This window comes from Marivivens sp. JLT3646 (assembly GCF_001908835.1).
GTDB lineage: Bacteria > Pseudomonadota > Alphaproteobacteria > Rhodobacterales > Rhodobacteraceae > Marivivens > Marivivens geojensis.
On sequence record NZ_CP018572.1, the window covers coordinates 545,394 to 561,713 of the forward strand.

Sequence of the window (16,320 nt, forward strand, 5' to 3'; positions counted from 1 at the left end):
AAAAGTGCAACGAGGACCGCCATGACCCGCCCATTTTCTAGTCTCGCCGAATTTCGCGCTCTTCTGTCTGCCGCCCCGTCGCTCGATAGCGAGGCTAAGGCTGGCGCAGAGGAGCGCAACGGCCAGTTGACGAAACCTCCAGGGGCATTGGGCCGTCTCGAAGATCTGGCGATCTGGTATGCGTCGTGGCGCGCCAATCCGCGTCCGTCGATTGAAAACCCCCAAGTGATCATCTTTGCGGGCAATCACGGCGTTTGTGCGCGTGGCGTTTCTGCCTTCCCGCCTGAAGTCACCGTTCAGATGGTTGCGAACTTTGAACACGGCGGCGCTGCGATCAACCAATTGTCCAAGGCGTTTGGCGCCGACATGTCGGTCGTGTCCCTGTCGCTCGATACGCCGACCGCCGATTTCACCACGGCCCCCGCAATGACCGAGGACGAAGTGGTCGATGCGCTGGTTGCTGGCTGGACCGCCGTCAAAGACACAAGCGATCTGTTGGTCGTAGGAGAAATGGGTATCGGAAACACCACCGCTGCGGCGGCTGTTGCTGCGGCCTTGTTTGGTGGTGACGCTGCCGATTGGACGGGCCGTGGAACTGGCGTCGATGATGAAGGTCTAAACCGCAAAACCTCTGCTGTCGCGGATGGCCTCGCGCTTCATGCTGATGTGATCGCTGACCCGCTAGAGGCACTGCGCTGCCTCGGTGGTCGTGAATTGGCGGCGATGGCGGGTGCAATCGCACGGGCGCGGAACCTGCGCATCCCTGTGATCCTCGACGGGTTCATCTGCACGGCTTCTGCCGCTGCGCTGGAATGCGCTGTTGCTGGGTCGCTTGATCACACTGTAGCGGGCCACGTCAGCGCCGAAGGCGCACATGCGAAACTGCTGGCGCACTTGAAAAAAGCCCCGCTTTTGAACCTTGGTCTGCGTCTGGGCGAAGGCTCTGGCGCGGCATTGGCTATCGGCGTCCTCAAGGGCGCGATTGCGTGTCACTCTGGCATGCTCACCTTTGCAGAAGCAGGTGTATCGGACGCCTAAGCGTCCCCTTGATCCTTAGGCAGTAGGGCGCTGTCGCTACGGCGGCGCCCGATGCCACCCTTGGATTCAGTCTCAGCTTCGGCCTCTTCTTTTGACGCAAGCGACAGCTCCAAATCGGAATTCAATTCCTTTGCCCGTTTAAGATAGGCCGTGTTTTTCGATGTCGGCACATCGGGTTTCCAGAGCGTTGCCAATTCCTTCATCATGCCGCGATCATGGTGGTAGAACATGGTTTCTGCCTCGGCCGCCTCGTATTCCGACAGCCCAAGGTTTTCGAGCGCATAGCGCCCTGCACGCAGCGAACTGTCGAACAATTCACGCACGATGTCATTGGCGCCCGCCGCGTAGAGTTCATAGACATGCTGCCGATCCCGTGCGCGGGCAACGATGTGGATGTCATCGCGCATTTGACGGGCATAGCGCACCAATGCCGTCGCCTTGTCCCGTCCATCGACGGCCACGACCAGAACCTTTGCCTCTGCAATCCCCGCAGCCTTCAGCAGGTCAGGCCGTGTCGGATCGCCAAAGAAGCCCTTGAACCCGAACTTACGCATGGTCTGAACGGTTTCCAAATCCGAATCCAGAACCACGGTGGAGAATCCAGCCGACTGCACCAGTCGGTTCACGATCTGCCCAAACCGCCCGATCCCCGCAATGATCACCGTGCCCGTTTCATCGATATCGTCGGCGTCATGGGTTTCATCCTCGCTCGCCATTTTGCGAGTGCGATATTCGTAGAGAATAAACAAGAGCGGCGTGATCAGCATCGACAGAGCGATCATCAAAAGCAGCTTTTGCGCGAGCGCAGGAGACAGCGCGCCGATCCCCAAGGCAAAGCTGATCAGGACAAAGCCAAACTCGCCCGCCTGACCGAGGCTGAGGGTAAACAACCAACGGTCATGGGGCTTCAGCCTCCAAATCCGAGCTAGACCATAGAGGATGCCACCTTTGACTGCGATCAGAAGGAAGGTCAGCAGCACGATCCGCACGGGGTCGCCAAAGAACGCTTGGAAATCAAAACCCGCGCCAACGGTGATGAAAAACAGACCGAGCAGCAGCCCTTTGAACGGTTCAAGGTCGGTCTCTAGTTCGTGTTTGAATTCAGAGTTCGCGAGCACCACGCCCGCAAGGAACGTCCCCAGCGCAGGCGATAGGCCAACCATCTGCATCAGCACAGCAATCGCCACGACCATAAGAAGCGCGAGCGCCGTATACATTTCCCGAATGCGGGCTTGATGGATGTAGCGGAACACGGGCCGTGTGAGGAACACACCCGCGAGAATGATCACCGCGATTGCGCCGACAGTGACCAATGTGACGCCCCATCCTGGTAATCCTTCAACGAGCGAGAACGTGCCATGGTGCGTGTCGTCCGCGGCGCGTTGGATTGATCCATCGGGCGAAATCATCATCGGTGCGGCCACAGCCAACAGCGGCATGAGCGCCAGCATGGGGATCACGGCGATATCTTGCGTCAGCAGAACAGAGAACACATTACGCCCACCCGCTGTTTGCACCAGCCCCTTTTCCGACAGGGTTTGCAATACGATCGCGGTTGAGGACAGCGCGAGGATCATCCCGATGGCGATGGAATCCCGTGCCGTTTCGTTCATCAGATAGGCTAGCCCAGACAGGGCCGCGACGGTCAGGATGACCTGCAGGCCGCCCAGTCCCAAAAGTTTGGCCCGCATCCGCCAGAGGACGCGAGGTTCCAGCTCTAACCCGATCAGGAACAGCATCACCACGACGCCAAATTCGGCAAAGTGCTGGACGTCTTTGGATTCAGAGCCGACCAATCCGAACACGGGCCCGATGACGATCCCTGCCAACAAATACCCCAGCACAGACCCAAGGCCCAAACGTGCTGCCAAGGGCACCGCAATCACTGCTGCGCCTAGGTAAATGGTTGCCTGAAAGAGAAAGCTTTCCATCGGTATCCGTCTTAATATCTGAAATCAAAGGGCAGCGTGGAGGCCGTCACTTACACTTGGGGCAGGAATTGGAAATTGCTAGGGATCAACCCCTCGGCATTTCCAAAGACACCACGCGACCCCGTTTTTCGTAGTTCAAAACAGATTCGCCAATCGCGGTGACCCGACCTCCGTCGAGGGTATCACCTACCCGAACCGATACAATCCGCCCGTTGCCCATCCGCACCAAAGCGATCCGGCTGGAACTGCTGCCCGCGATCCCGATCAGGGCGATATCGCGCATCGTCAAAACGTTGTTTTCGGTTGCTGCGCGGGCCACGCCACCAGGGACAGAGCCCGTAGGCCGCATGGTGGCCGATGCATCTGTTGGTGCGCTTGCCTCGGGTTCTGATTGGAGCGAGGCGGCAGTTGCCGTGACGATCCGATCAAAGTTGCGTGGACGCGAGATCGGAAGCGGCGACGACGAAACCGCGTATTGGGACGCCCCTGCAGTCAAATCTGGCGGAGCCGCAGCCGCGATCGCGGCGGCGATGGCGTCAACGTCGGCTTCGGGGATTGGCAGTGGCTCGGGCTCTGGCGCTACGATGACCAAGTTGTCAGGACGTGCACGCGGACGCAGCGCGGCCAACTCTGACGCAGTATATCCGCCCAGAGTATCCCGTTCGATGTTCTCAGCGAGGTTATCAGGACGGCTCCGCGGACGGAGACTGGCCAGTGAGACACCACCAGCGGTCACAAGGTCAGGATTGGTGGTCGGCGCGGCCTCTAGATTTGGCGCAATCCCGTCTGGACGCGCAATCGGGCGGGTCGTGGTGGCGGTTGCCGCAAAGACAGTGATGCCCGTTGGCAGAACGGTGCCCGCTTCCGTCGCGCGGATATTACCGTTCGCGTCACGGTCAAATTCGGTTCCCGCGGCGGGTGGTGCGAGAGGGGACACAACGGACAGATCGGGTTGCATTGCCGTGATCGAAGGCAATGCAACCGCATCTGTCCCGAACGTTACGGGGTCGATGGCGGCGATGGTGACACCGTCTGTCGTCTCTATCTTGGGCGTGTAGGGGAAGGTCGGCGCACGCTGCCAAACACCCGTTGCGGCATAAAGGCGTTGCGCCTCTGCGGGGCTGAGCACTTGACCAAGCGGCAGGTCAGTCGGGGGCAAGAGCGCCCCGTCTTGGGTCAGATTTTCAATCGCGATATCCACGTCAGACATCGCATCGCCAAGGTCGGCCGCGGCTTCATCTTCGGGGGCAGGGTTGTCGGCGTCGAGCGTGGCAACCGTCACGTCACTGCCGCCGAACAATCCCGCGATCCCGTTTTCCAAGGTCGACGACCAGATCGCGACGGCCAGAAGGAAGGCCAACAAAAGCGCCATCAAAATCGCAAAGACGTATTTGGGCCGTTTGATCGCTTTGGCTTGTGCTTTGCGGCGGGCACCGAAAATGGTGAGCCGCACTTTTTCGTCGGCGGGCTCAGCATCGCCGTCGAGTTCGGCTACCACTTCCTGCGCTTTGGCCTCCAACTTGGCCAAGGCAGCGGCATCGCGTTCCGCATCCTTTTCCGTGCGGCGGGCCTTACGACGGTCGTTCAGCGCCGTGAGACCATTGGCGAGCGCCGCCTTTGCAGAGGTCGCCGCCGCCATTACAGGTGCGAGCGGCGAGGTCTTGTCCTCTTGTTTGGTTTCTGTCGGGATGGTGCGTGGCGTTGCTGCGAAAACAGGTGCGGCGTCCAGATCACTTGGAGCAGGGGGAATACCTACCGTAGGGGTGATCGTCGGCGTGATCCGTGGCTGGATCGTGGCCGTCGCTTTGTCGCCCGTGGTTAACGTCGGTGTCGTGGCATCAGACGTCCGCGCGCGGCTCGAGAATACCACAGGCTCCGCAGGCTCTTCCACCGGTTCTGGTGCAGCTTCTGGTTCTGCCTCTACGGGGGCAGGGGTCTCTTCAATGGCGGACAAGTCGATATCGAGGTCGATATCAAACTCTAGCTCGACCTGTTCGGCCTCAGCTTGCGCCTCTTCCGTAGGTTCGACGACGGCCTCAGGTTCAACCACGGGCGGCTCTTCGACCATCTCAGGTTCAAGTTCGGGCTCAGGCTCTGGATCCGCAACGCGACCCACGACCACCACGGCATTCACGTCACGTTCGATGGTCTGCCCGTCGGCCAGCAGGCTTGCCGCCGCACTTGTCCTGCCAAAAAACGCCTCGCCGACAAAGGTGAAGGCATCAGGTACAGCCGCGAAACTGACAGGGTTAAACCCATATCCCGCAGCAAAGCCCTCGGCCTCGTCTAACGTTTCCCGCGCGATCGCTGCCACATAGGTGCGGCCACCGCCACGCGAATAGTCGAACACCAGATCATCGAGAGCATATGGCGTCGCCCCGTCGAGAGACGCGCGAATGTCGTCTTCGTCGGCACGGGGATTATCCAACGCAAGATACCGAATCTGATCGTTCGGAATCAGAAGCTTGGTCCGCAGCGGCGAGGGGTCGAGCTGCGCCGCCCGTTCCTTCATCCGTGCAAGGGCAGCGCCTAGATCGGTGTCATCCAGCGCGACCTCGTCCACCAAAAGCCAGCCGTCGGAACCCCGTTGCAATAAACGGATCCCTTCGAACGACAATGAAAGTGCAAAATTTGGTGTCATAAAATTGGGACTAACATGATTTCTTCGGAGCGGAAATGTAACGGCGCTCAATGATTTAAGCTACAGCAACTTCCCGCCCACTCGGAAAATTTACTCGTGTTCTACCGCTGACTGTGATCGCCTGACGGTTGATTAAGAATCGTTTCCAGTGAAAGGATCAAACGATGATGACCTTTATGCGTGTAGCGCTGATCTCTGGCCTCATGGCCGCGCCCCTTGGTGCGATGGCACAGGATCGCGTTGTGCCGTCGATTTCCGTCTCGGGTGAGGGTATTGTCACCGCCCCCGCAGATATGGCCGTGGTCACAGTCGGCGTTATGCACGAAGGCAAAACAACGGGCGAAGTGTTGGATGCGGTCAGTATGGCAACCACCGGTATTCTTGCCGTGCTAGAGGCAGCTGCGATCCCGCAGGGTGACATTCAAACAGGCCGCGTGTCACTGATCCCGCGCTACGGGCGGACCGTTTTGGGTGCTCCCGATTACACCCAGATCGAAGGATACACCGCCTCGACCACGCTTTCGGTCACGACCCATGATCTCACGACGCTGGGCGGATTGCTATCCGACGTGGTCGCGGGCGGGGCAAATACGGTGAATGGTGTGTCGTTTGGGATCGACGATGATTCCGCCCTCATGGACGAGGCCCGCGCAAAAGCAGTCGAAGACGCCCGTCACCGTGCAGAGGTTTATGCGCAAGCCGCAGGTGTGAACTTAGGCGGAGTTCTGACGCTGAGCGAAAACAGCTATGGCGGCTATGCCCCCGTCGTGATGGAAGCCCTAACAGCTCGTTCGTTCGATAGTTCGGCCCCGAAAATGGACGTGCCGTTGGCTGCAGGAGACATCACCGTGTCGGCGCAAGTCAGTATCGTCTACGGTATTGCCACCGAGTAACAAAAAGGCCGCCCACTGGGCGGCCTTTGGCTTTTGTATTAGGCGGTTGCCTTGGCGAGCGCCTGATCGAGATCGGCGATGATGTCCTTCGGGTCTTCGATACCGATGGAAATCCGCACGACCTCTGGTGCCGCACCTGCTGCGCGCTGTTGATCCTCGGACAGCTGGCGGTGGGTCGTAGACGCAGGGTGGATGATCAACGACCGTGCATCACCAAGGTTCGCCACGTGGCTGAACAGCTGCAGGCTATCCACCAGCTTCACGCAGGCGTCATAGCCGCCCTTAACCGCAACGGTGAACAGCGCACCCGCGCCTTTGGGGACCAGACGTTCGGCACGGTCCTTGTAGGGGCTGGAATCCAGACCCGCATAGGTCACGTAATCCACGCGAGGATCCGCTTCGAGCCAGTCAGCGACCTGCTTTGCGTTGGCCACGTGTTTGTCCATGCGCAGCGAAAGCGTTTCCAGACCCATCAGCGTGTAATGTGCCGCCTGCGGGTTCAGCGTCATGCCGAGATCACGCAGACCGATGGCGATGCCGTGGAAGGTGAAGGCCATCGCGCCCAATGCCTCGTGGAATTTTAGGCCGTGGTAAGCCGGCTCTGGTGCCGAGAGCGACGGGAACTTGTCCGATGCGGACCAATCGAACTTGCCCGAATCCACGACCACACCGCCTGTGACGGTGCCGTTGCCCGTCATGTACTTGGTCATCGAATGCACAACGAGCGTCGCGCCATGTTCGATCGGACGGCAGAGATACGGGGTCGCCGTGGTGTTATCGACGATCATCGGAATGCCGGCCGCATCTGCGATGGCTGCAATTGCGTCAAGGTCGGTGATATAGCCGCCTGGGTTTGCGATGGTTTCGCAGAATACAGCGCGGGTGTTGTCGTCAATTGCAGCCTTCACCGCATCGAGATCGTCGAAATCAACGAATTTGGCCGACCAGCCGAACCGTTTGATCGTCTGACTGAACTGGGTGATGGTGCCGCCATATAGGCGTGTCGATGCCACGATGTTCAGGCCAGGCCCCATCAGCGGGAAGAGCGCCATGATCTGCGCCGCGTGACCCGAAGAACAGCACACAGCACCCGCACCGCCCTCAAGCGCCGCAATACGGTTCTGAAGCGCACCAACGGTTGGGTTGGTCAGGCGCGAATAGATGTAGCCGACCTCTTGGAGGTTGAACAAACGCGCGGCGTGATCCGCGTCTTTGAACACGTAAGCGGTGGTCTGATAAATCGGCACCTGACGTGCGCCAGTGGCTGGATCCGGCTCTGTTCCAGCGTGAATTTGTAGCGTTTCAAAACCGAGGTCTTGGGTCATTGCATCCTCCCATGAGTTATTGTTGCCCAGACGTTACGTCAGGCTCACCCACAGGACAATGCAGCAAAATCCTAATGTATTACGATGGTTCTAGTCGCCGAGTTTGGCGTGAACCTCGGCCAGATCGATCTCGCCGATTGGCATCTTGTTCCCCGGATTTTCAAAGTCGTATTTGAAGAGGTTGAAATCCTTTTTGTAGATTTCATAAACGAGGTGCATCGACAGATCGTCAAAGTAATCTTCAACAGGATGCGCCCGCTTCGGCCCGTGCCCTTCGCTTTCGTTAAAGCGGGGGATGGTTTTCAGGTCGATGGGATGCGCGGTTTCGCAGTTGTCGAGAACGACCTGCATGCCTTCGTTGAACTTCTCGGTAAAGAAGATGTGGTCGTAGCTGCCGCCGTTCGCAATGAAGGTCGCGATATGGCCAGACATAGCCGACCAGTGAATGTCAGGCTCCATCGGGCGTTTCCAGCGGATGGTGTCGCGCGCGAATAAGAGGAACCGACGGAACGATTTGATCTGGTCGAAATCGAAATCATCCTCGGGCGAGCCGACCTCGATCCCATATTTCTGCGCCAGTTGCGGCACAAGGTTCCCACGGTAGCGTTTCCCGTTACGCTGAATGCCGCAAATTTTGTCAAAGAACGAGGACAGGATACGGGTGTAGGGGTTCCGTACGCAGGTAAACGCATAGCTCTTGTGGGCTTTGACGTTGTCGGTGATCAGCGGTTGGCTGGCCTCAAACGCCCATTTGTGCATCCGGTCCGTGGCATCGTGGATGTCGCCGTCAAAGAACTCTCCGTGGTCGGAGTAATACATAATCTGACCAATGGAAGAGCAGGCGCATTTCGGCACAACCCGATACACCATGCTTTCGCTCTCAGTCATCCACGTTCCGGGAAAGCCCATACTCGTCGCCCCTTGTTACCCTTTGTCCCTTGTTGCCAGATCGTGCGGGACATTATCCACCATAAAAATCAAAGAAACGCTGTTTATTCAACGGGTCTTCGGGTTATCAAGGGGGAAACTGATCAGTTCGACCGCAGGGTTTTGTTTCCAATATGGCAAAAATCGCCTTCATTCTCCTGTGCCACAAGAACCCCGAGGCGATTGTGCAGCAAGCCCAACAGCTCACCGCGGTTGGGGATTACATTTCGATCCACTTTGATGCCAGCGCGTCCAAAGACGACTATCAGGTGATCCGTGAAGCCTTGGCCGACAACCCAAATGTCACCTTCGCGAAAAAGCGGATCAAATGCGGCTGGGGTGAATGGAGCCTCGTTCAAGCGACACTCTACGCTATTGAATCCGCCGTCGATGCCTTCCCACGTGCGACCCATTTTTACATGGTGTCTGGCGATTGCATGGCTATCAAATCGGCGAAATACGCGAAAGAATTCCTCGATTCCCGTGACGTTGACTACATCGAGAGTTTTGATTTCTTTGAAAGCGATTGGATCAAGACGGGGATGAAAGAAGAGCGCCTCATTTACCGCCATTGGTTCAATGAGCGCGTTCATAAACGGCTGTTCTACTGGTCCTTCTGGTTCCAACGTTGGGCAGGGCTGAAACGGGCGATCCCCGACGACATTCAGGTCCAGATCGGTAGCCAGTGGTGGTGCCTGCGTCGCCGCACGATCGAATGGATTCTCGACTTCACCCGCCAGCGCAAAGACGTGATGAAGTTTTTCTCGACCACGTGGATTCCCGACGAGACGTTTTTTCAGACCCTCGTGCGGCACCTGATCCCCGCCAAAGAGATCGACACCCGCACGCTGACCTTCCTGATGTTTACCGACTACGGGATGCCTGTGACGTTCTATAACGACCACTTTGACATGCTGTTGGCGCAGGATTCCCTCTTTGCTCGCAAGATCAGCCCCGAAGCGGTGGACCTTAAAAAACGGCTCGGTCGGCTCTATGCCTCTGATCAGGACGATTTCAAAATCTCGAACGAAGGTCGGAACCTGTTCAAATTCCTGTCTGGCCGTGGTCGCGAAGGGCGTCGCTTTGCCCCTCGTTTTTGGGAGGCCGAAGCCAGCCTTGGTCGTGAACGTGAACTTCTGATCGTAGCTTGCAAGAAATGGCACGTGGCTAAGCGTTTGATCGACGCGATCAACCAGAACGCCAGTATCCCGACCGTCGCCTATTTGTTTAATGAAGAATCCACGCCGCTCCCTGATTTGGGTGGTATTCAGGCGACATTGGGTAAACGGCATCGTCACAGACGGGCGATGATGCGGATGCTGTTCGACTATTACCAGACCGATAAAATGGTGATCTGTATGGATACGGCAAACCTCGATCTGATGCAGGATTTCGCATCCGACCGCGCGACGACGAAAATCCTAGAAATTCAGTGCGAATTTTCGGACGAATATCTGATCGGTCACTCCAGCCGCGTTGGTCTGATGGGGCACCAAACCCCGCCTGATACCGTGGCGCGGCTTTTGCCGACGGTGCGCAATGACTTTACGCACGAAAGTGACCGCATCCGTGATGGTGGATTCGAGCACTACTTCCGCATTCGCGAATTGGTCCCACCCGAAGACAACGCGGCGGCCATTGCGTCTTTCTTGTCTGTGTCCGATGATGTCGCACGAACGATCGCACAGACCCCTTACCTTTACGTCGACTGAGGCACCTCATGGACTTTAACTACGATCCGCAGAACATATTTGCGAAAATCTTGCGCGGCGAGATTCCGAATAAAACTGTCTATGAAAATGATTACGCCCTCGCGTTTGAAGACATCGCACCGCAAGCGCCCGTCCATATCCTGATCATCCCCAAAGGGCCGTATATGTCGCTGGATCATTTCGCGATGGCGGCGTCTGCCGAAGAACAGGTCGGCTTTATGCAGGCGGTCGCTGAGGTCTGCAAAATCGCAGGCGTAGAGGACGGCTTCCGTGCCATCGCCAACACCCGCGAGGCAGGTGTTCAGGACGTTCCGCACTTCCACCTGCACATCTTGGGGGGCCGTGTGCTGGGTCGGATGTTGCCAAAGGCCTGATGCCATGTGGCGCACGTTGAGCCTCTGCACCGTATTGGCGGCCCAAACTGCGGCTGCGGATACGGTCGTGGTCTTTGCCGCTGCCAGCACCAAAACCGCGCTCGACCAAATCGCGGCAGAGTTCACGCAGACGACGGGCCACGATGTGGTCCTGTCCTACGCGGGATCATCTGCGTTGGCCCGTCAAATCACCCAAGGCGCGCCCGCGGATATCTTTATCTCGGCCAACATTGACTGGATGGACGCGGTTGAGGCTGAGGGGTTGATCGAGGACAGATCCCGCCGCGATCTGCTGGGCAATACGCTCGTCCTGATCGGCAGCGCAGAGAGTGCGGCATCCGTCGAACTGGCCGACCTGCCCGAAGCCCTCGGAAACGAACGGCTCGCAATGGGTATGGTCGATTCGGTGCCTGCGGGGATTTACGGAAAAGCGGCGTTGGACACCTTGGGCCTTTGGGCTGACATCCAACCGCAGGTCGCCCAAATGGATAACGTGCGGTCCGCGCTGGCGCTCGTTGCGCTGGGGGAGGCGCCGTTCGGGATCGTCTACGCGACGGATGTTCTGGCCGATCCTTCGGTCCATGTGGTCGCCGAATTCCCGACCGACAGCTATCCCGCTATCGTCTATCCCGTAGCCGATATCACAGGGCGCGACAGCGAGGCCGAGAACGCATTCCTCGACTATCTCACTGGCCCCTCCGCCCGCGCCCTATTCGAGGCGCAGGGGTTCACCGTTTTGGATTAACGGCTCGACGTCAACGCGAGGAACACATCCTCGAGGTCGGCTTCTTCGGTTTTCACGTCCGCGATGCGAATGCCTGCGGCGTGAACCGCTGCCAATACTGCCTCAGCCGAAGTTTCGCGGGGTTTGTAGGTAAAGGCCAGCGATCCATCCTTGCGCGATGCAACGGTGATACCAGCGGGCACATCAGGCTGCGCGATGGGCTCGGCTGGGGTGATCACCATCGTTTTGCTGTCCAAACGGCCCAAAAGGTTCGCTGTGGTGTCCCGCGTGATCAGCTCGCCATGGTTGATGATCGCGATCTCGTCGCACATTTCTTGTGCTTCTTCGAGGTAGTGTGTTGTTAGAATGATCGTCATGCCCAACTCTTCGTTCAGGCGACGCACGTTCGCCCAGAGCATGTTGCGCAATTCGATATCTACACCCGCCGTCGGTTCATCGAGGACGAGGATCTGGGGGCTGTGTACCAGCGCTTTGCCCAGTAAGAACCGCCGCCGCATCCCGCCGGACAGTGACCGCGCATAGGCTTCTGCCTTATCGGTCAAGCCAATCAGTTCGAGAATCTCATCCGTGCGTCGCTGCGATTTCGGAACACCATAAAGGCCCGCCTGAACCTCAAGGCTCCCACGTGGGGTAAAAAACGGATCGAGGTTCGGTTCCTGCGGCATGATGCCGATGGCCGCGCGGGATTGGCGTGGGTTTTTGTCCTGATCGAATCCCCAGATGTTCACCCGACCAGCAGATTTGTTCACCAGACCCGCCAGAATATTGATGATCGTCGATTTCCCCGCGCCATTCGGCCCCAAAAGGCCAAAAATCGAACCACGGGGGATGTTTAGGTCAATGCCTTTTAACGCTTCTTTGGCCGCAGATCGGCCTGTCGCCGCGTAGGTTTTCCGCAGACCTTCGATTTCAATCGCATTTTCGGTCATCTTGCTTTCCCGCTTGCCCGTGCGTGGGGTTGATATAACTTACAACCCGATCTAAAGCGGACGAAGTCCCGCGACAACCAGATAGGCCAAGTGATGACCATTCCTGCACCCGAAACCAAGATCGTCGATCAATGGAAAGTCGCCTGTGATGGCGGTGAGGGGGCTCTGGGCCATCCACGTGTTTGGTTGACCATCCCGCATGACACGAAATACGTGGAATGCCCCTATTGCGACTGCCGCTACGAAGTCAGCGCAAACGCAAAAGATCATCACTGATCTTTAGCTGATTGGGATCGCCGCGCCGTTACACGGCAGCATGGCGATCCGTTGTCCTGTGTCACCGCGCAGATAGGCCAGCACATTATTGCCGGACCAAATCTTTATGCCTTCGCCTGTGTTCATCAGGCCGTTGCCAATCGCAGTGCCCGTGTAGCTGTCTTGATAGGTGTAGTATACGCGGCCCGAACGCCCGTCTTCGCAAGTCACGTCCGCTTGTCCGAGGCCCATAAAATTGCGCGACATCCATGTGCCATCACACAGCGTCCCGTCCGACAATTTGCCCACAAAGGTCCCTTCGCCGCGCCCAAACGCCCGCCCATTGAACCAAAGCCCATCTGACCCCACACAAGCCACCACGCGGTTACAGTTTTCCGCGTCATCGGTCATCGAACAGGATGTGTTGGATTGAGCGTTTACTGTGCTGGCACAGAGAATGGCGACTGGTAGGAGGACGCGGAACATGTCAAAACCTTTGGTAACTGAAAAGCGAAGGGGAAAAATGCATGAGCGGGTTCGGAAAAGGCTGTCACCTCCATCTTATTGATGGATCGGCGTTTATCTTTCGCGCGTACCATGCGCTGCCCCCTTTAACCCGCAAATCGGACGGCCTTCCTGTTGGTGCCGTCAGTGGATTTGTGAACATGCTTCAACGCTATGTCGAGGGGAATTCTGGTCCCGATGCAGCCACCCACGTCGCAGTAATCTTTGATTATTCGGGCAAAACCTTCCGCAATGATCTCTACGACAAATACAAGGCAAACCGTCCGCCCGCGCCCGAAGACCTGATCCCACAGTTCCCCCTGACCCGTGAGGCGACACGAGCGTTCAACATCGCATGCCATGAAATCGAAGGCTACGAGGCCGACGATATCATCGCGACGCTGTCCTGTCAGGCGCGTGAATTGGGCGGCCGCGTCACCATCGTGTCCTCGGACAAGGACCTCATGCAGTTGGTCGGCGGCGGTGTCGAAATGCTCGACCCGATGAAGAACAAACGCATCGACAGCGATGGCGTGGTCGAGAAATTCGGCGTCGGCCCAGAGCGCGTCGTCGATGTGCAGGCGCTTGCGGGCGATAGCGTCGATAACGTGCCGGGTGCACCCGGGATCGGCCTGAAAACCGCGGCCCTTTTGATCGACGAATACGGTGATCTCGAAACCCTTCTGGACCGCGCGGGTGAAATTAAACAGCCGAAACGCCGCGAGACCCTGATCGACAACCGCGCGCAGATTGAACTGTCGAAACAACTGGTGCAGTTGGACTGCAACACGCCCTTGGATTTCAGCATCGACGATCTGGAAATCCGTGATCCCGAGGCCGAGAAACTCTTGGCCTTCCTCTCCGCAATGGAGTTCCGCTCCGTGTCAAAACGGATCGCGGACAAGATGGGCGTCGACAGTCCCGTGATCCCTGACACCACCCCCGAAGGCGCGGACCCAATCGCGGCGGACATGCCGGCGCAGTTGCCCTTTGATCATGAGAAATATGAATGTGTCCGCGACGCAGGGGCGTTACAGGCCTGGGTCGCCCGTGCCTATGATCGCGGCTATATCGCCTTTGATACAGAGACGACGGGCCTAGATGAGATGGTCGTGGACCTCGTCGGTGTATCGCTCTGCGTTACAGCGGGCGAGGCCTGTTATATTCCTCTCACTCATAAATCCTCTGCGGCGGATGACCTCTTTGGGGGTGCTGAACTTGCCGCGGGTCAGATGAATTTGGAAGAGGCTATCGCGATCCTCAAACCGATGCTTGAGGACCCTTCCATCCTCAAAATCGGCCAGAACATCAAATACGATGCCAAAATACTGAGCCGCTACGGCGTACAGGTCGCGCCCATCGACGACACGATGCTGATGTCCTATGCGCTGAACGCGGGGCTCCACGGTCATGGGATGGATGCGCTGTCCGAACGTTATCTGTCCCACAACCCGATCGAGATCAAATCGCTCTTGGGGTCGGGTAAATCCATGATCACCTTCGATCGGGTGCCCGTCGATGATGCTGTGAAATATGCAGCCGAGGACGCTGATATCACCCTACGCCTCTGGCAATTGTTCAAACCGCAACTGACCCAGAAAAAAGTCACAACCGTCTACGAAACGTTAGAGCGTCCACTGGTCCCCGTCCTCGCTCGGATGGAACAAGCAGGCGTAAAAGTTGATCGCGATACGCTGTCCCGCATGTCCAACGCCTTTGCCCAGAAAATGGCAGCGCTTGAGGACGAAATTAAAACGACAGCGGGCATGGAATTTAACGTCGGCTCACCCAAACAATTGGGTGAAGTCCTCTTTGACCACCTCGGCCTTCCGGGGGGAAAGAAAGGCAAGACGGGCGCCTATGCTACCGGTGCTGACATCCTCGAAGACCTCGCCACGGAACACGAACTGCCGCGCTTGGTTCTCGACTGGCGTCAGCTCTCGAAACTGAAATCGACCTACACGGACGCCCTGCAAAACCACATCAACGCGGACACAGGGCGTGTGCACACGTCCTACCTGCAAACGGGTGCGAACACGGGGCGGTTGGCCTCGACCGACCCGAACCTGCAAAACATCCCCGTCCGTAGCGAAGAAGGCCGCCGTATCCGCGAAGCCTTTGTCGCAGAAGAAGGCAAGGTCATCGTTTCGCTCGACTATAGCCAAATCGAACTGCGCATTCTGGCGCATGTGGCGGGGATCGAAACCCTGAAACAAGCCTTCCGCGACGGCCATGACATCCACGCAATGACCGCATCTGAAATGTTCGATGTGCCGCTGGACCAGATGACCTCGGACATCCGCCGTCAGGCCAAGGCGATCAACTTCGGTGTGATCTACGGCATCTCGGGTTTTGGTCTTGCGCGCAATTTGCGTATCCCACGGGCCGAGGCGCAAGGGTTCATCGACCGATATTTCGAACGCTTCCCCGGCATCCGCGCTTACATGGACGACACCGTCGCCTTTGCCAAAGAGCACAGTTATGTTGAAACGCTCTTTGGCCGAAAAATCCATACGCCAGAAATCAACGCCAAAGGCCCGACTGCTGGCTTTGCCAAACGTGCCGCCATCAACGCCCCGATCCAAGGCACCGCCGCCGATGTGATCCGCCGCGCTATGGTGCGGATGGACGACGCTATCGCCGATCTGCCAGCAAAGATGCTCCTTCAGGTCCACGACGAACTCATCTTTGAGGTCGAAAAAGGGTCCGAGGACGCTCTGATCGAACGGGCCCGCGAGGTGATGGAAAATGCGGCCGATCCTGCGGTGAAGCTCGACGTTAAACTTAGCGTCGATGCAGGCGTTGGCGCGAATTGGGCCGAGGCGCACTAAGGGGGCTCTGCCCCCGCGCGTTCCGCGCTCCCCCGGGATATTTCAGGCACAAAGGCACGAAAAAGCCCGACGAGAGAGTGTCTCTTGTCGGGCTTAGGCTTGCGCCTTCGTGCACGGTCATCGGCGTCCCCGCCTGTACCGCACACTCAGTTTGGCAGCGAAAAGTTAACAATGCCTTTGTGCCGCAAATATCCTCGGGGGTGAATTGGCCCCAA

The 16,320-nt window shown here is 57.8% G+C and carries 13 protein-coding genes; 7 read left to right on the forward strand and 6 right to left on the reverse strand.

What is annotated here, in order from left to right; genetic code table 11:
- Positions 1 to 21: 21 nt before the first annotated feature.
- Positions 22 to 1,038, forward strand: coding sequence for a nicotinate-nucleotide--dimethylbenzimidazole phosphoribosyltransferase (gene cobT, locus BSK21_RS02825; protein ID WP_067549950.1), 1,017 nt, complete (start codon positions 22 to 24; stop codon positions 1,036 to 1,038).
- On the opposite strand, the gene BSK21_RS02830 is transcribed toward cobT, so the two are convergent.
- Positions 1,035 to 2,969 (reverse strand): monovalent cation:proton antiporter-2 (CPA2) family protein, encoded by a 1,935-nt coding sequence (locus BSK21_RS02830; protein WP_067549948.1) that lies wholly within the window; start codon positions 2,967 to 2,969, stop codon positions 1,035 to 1,037. The genes cobT and BSK21_RS02830 overlap by 4 nt on opposite strands.
- An 85-nt stretch (positions 2,970 to 3,054) precedes the next feature.
- The gene (locus BSK21_RS02835; protein WP_156894206.1) at positions 3,055 to 5,610 is read right to left on the reverse strand and encodes a hypothetical protein; all 2,556 of its coding nucleotides are present in this window, start codon (positions 5,608 to 5,610) and stop codon (positions 3,055 to 3,057) included.
- Between the two features lie 164 nt (positions 5,611 to 5,774).
- On the opposite strand from BSK21_RS02835, the gene BSK21_RS02840 reads away from it, so the two are divergent.
- Positions 5,775 to 6,503 (forward strand): SIMPL domain-containing protein, encoded by a 729-nt coding sequence (locus BSK21_RS02840; RefSeq protein WP_067549945.1) that lies wholly within the window; start codon positions 5,775 to 5,777, stop codon positions 6,501 to 6,503.
- A 38-nt stretch (positions 6,504 to 6,541) separates the two neighbouring features.
- Here the strand turns inward: BSK21_RS02840 and BSK21_RS02845 are convergent, their stop codons facing one another.
- Together BSK21_RS02845 and BSK21_RS02850 are read right to left on the reverse strand one after the other, a co-directional pair.
- Positions 6,542 to 7,828, reverse strand: coding sequence for an O-acetylhomoserine aminocarboxypropyltransferase/cysteine synthase family protein (locus BSK21_RS02845; protein WP_067549942.1), 1,287 nt, complete (start codon positions 7,826 to 7,828; stop codon positions 6,542 to 6,544).
- Between the two features lie 90 nt (positions 7,829 to 7,918).
- On the reverse strand, positions 7,919 to 8,737 hold the full coding sequence (locus BSK21_RS02850; RefSeq protein ID WP_067549940.1) for a sulfotransferase family protein: 819 nt from the start codon (positions 8,735 to 8,737) through the stop codon (positions 7,919 to 7,921).
- Between the two features lie 152 nt (positions 8,738 to 8,889).
- Here BSK21_RS02850 and BSK21_RS02855 point away from each other — a divergent pair, with 152 nt between their 5' ends.
- The 3 genes from BSK21_RS02855 to modA are packed head-to-tail and all read left to right on the forward strand — an operon-like array spanning position 8,890 to position 11,586.
- On the forward strand, positions 8,890 to 10,467 hold the full coding sequence (locus tag BSK21_RS02855; protein ID WP_067549938.1) for a DUF5928 domain-containing protein: 1,578 nt from the start codon (positions 8,890 to 8,892) through the stop codon (positions 10,465 to 10,467).
- An 8-nt stretch (positions 10,468 to 10,475) separates the two neighbouring features.
- Positions 10,476 to 10,841 (forward strand): HIT domain-containing protein, encoded by a 366-nt coding sequence (locus tag BSK21_RS02860; RefSeq protein ID WP_067549937.1) that lies wholly within the window; start codon positions 10,476 to 10,478, stop codon positions 10,839 to 10,841.
- Between the two features lie 4 nt (positions 10,842 to 10,845).
- Complete coding sequence (modA, locus tag BSK21_RS02865; RefSeq protein ID WP_067549935.1) at positions 10,846 to 11,586, forward strand: molybdate ABC transporter substrate-binding protein; 741 nt, start codon at positions 10,846 to 10,848, stop codon at positions 11,584 to 11,586.
- Here the strand turns inward: modA and BSK21_RS02870 are convergent.
- The gene (locus BSK21_RS02870; RefSeq protein ID WP_067549933.1) at positions 11,583 to 12,515 is read right to left on the reverse strand and encodes an ABC transporter ATP-binding protein; all 933 of its coding nucleotides are present in this window, start codon (positions 12,513 to 12,515) and stop codon (positions 11,583 to 11,585) included. The genes modA and BSK21_RS02870 overlap by 4 nt on opposite strands.
- A gap of 93 nt (positions 12,516 to 12,608) precedes the next feature.
- On the opposite strand from BSK21_RS02870, the gene BSK21_RS02875 reads away from it, so the two are divergent.
- Complete coding sequence (locus tag BSK21_RS02875) at positions 12,609 to 12,791, forward strand: zinc-finger domain-containing protein (protein WP_067549931.1); 183 nt, start codon at positions 12,609 to 12,611, stop codon at positions 12,789 to 12,791.
- Positions 12,792 to 12,794: 3 nt separating this feature from the next.
- Here BSK21_RS02875 and BSK21_RS02880 read toward each other — a convergent pair whose 3' ends face one another.
- The gene (locus BSK21_RS02880; RefSeq protein WP_067549929.1) at positions 12,795 to 13,256 is read right to left on the reverse strand and encodes a hypothetical protein; all 462 of its coding nucleotides are present in this window, start codon (positions 13,254 to 13,256) and stop codon (positions 12,795 to 12,797) included.
- Between the two features lie 41 nt (positions 13,257 to 13,297).
- Between BSK21_RS02880 and polA the strand changes: the two genes are divergently transcribed.
- Positions 13,298 to 16,105 carry a DNA polymerase I gene (gene polA, locus BSK21_RS02885; RefSeq protein WP_067549926.1) on the forward strand — a complete coding sequence of 936 codons (2,808 nt, stop codon included), beginning with the start codon at positions 13,298 to 13,300 and terminating at the stop codon, positions 16,103 to 16,105.
- Positions 16,106 to 16,320: the final 215 nt, after the last annotated feature.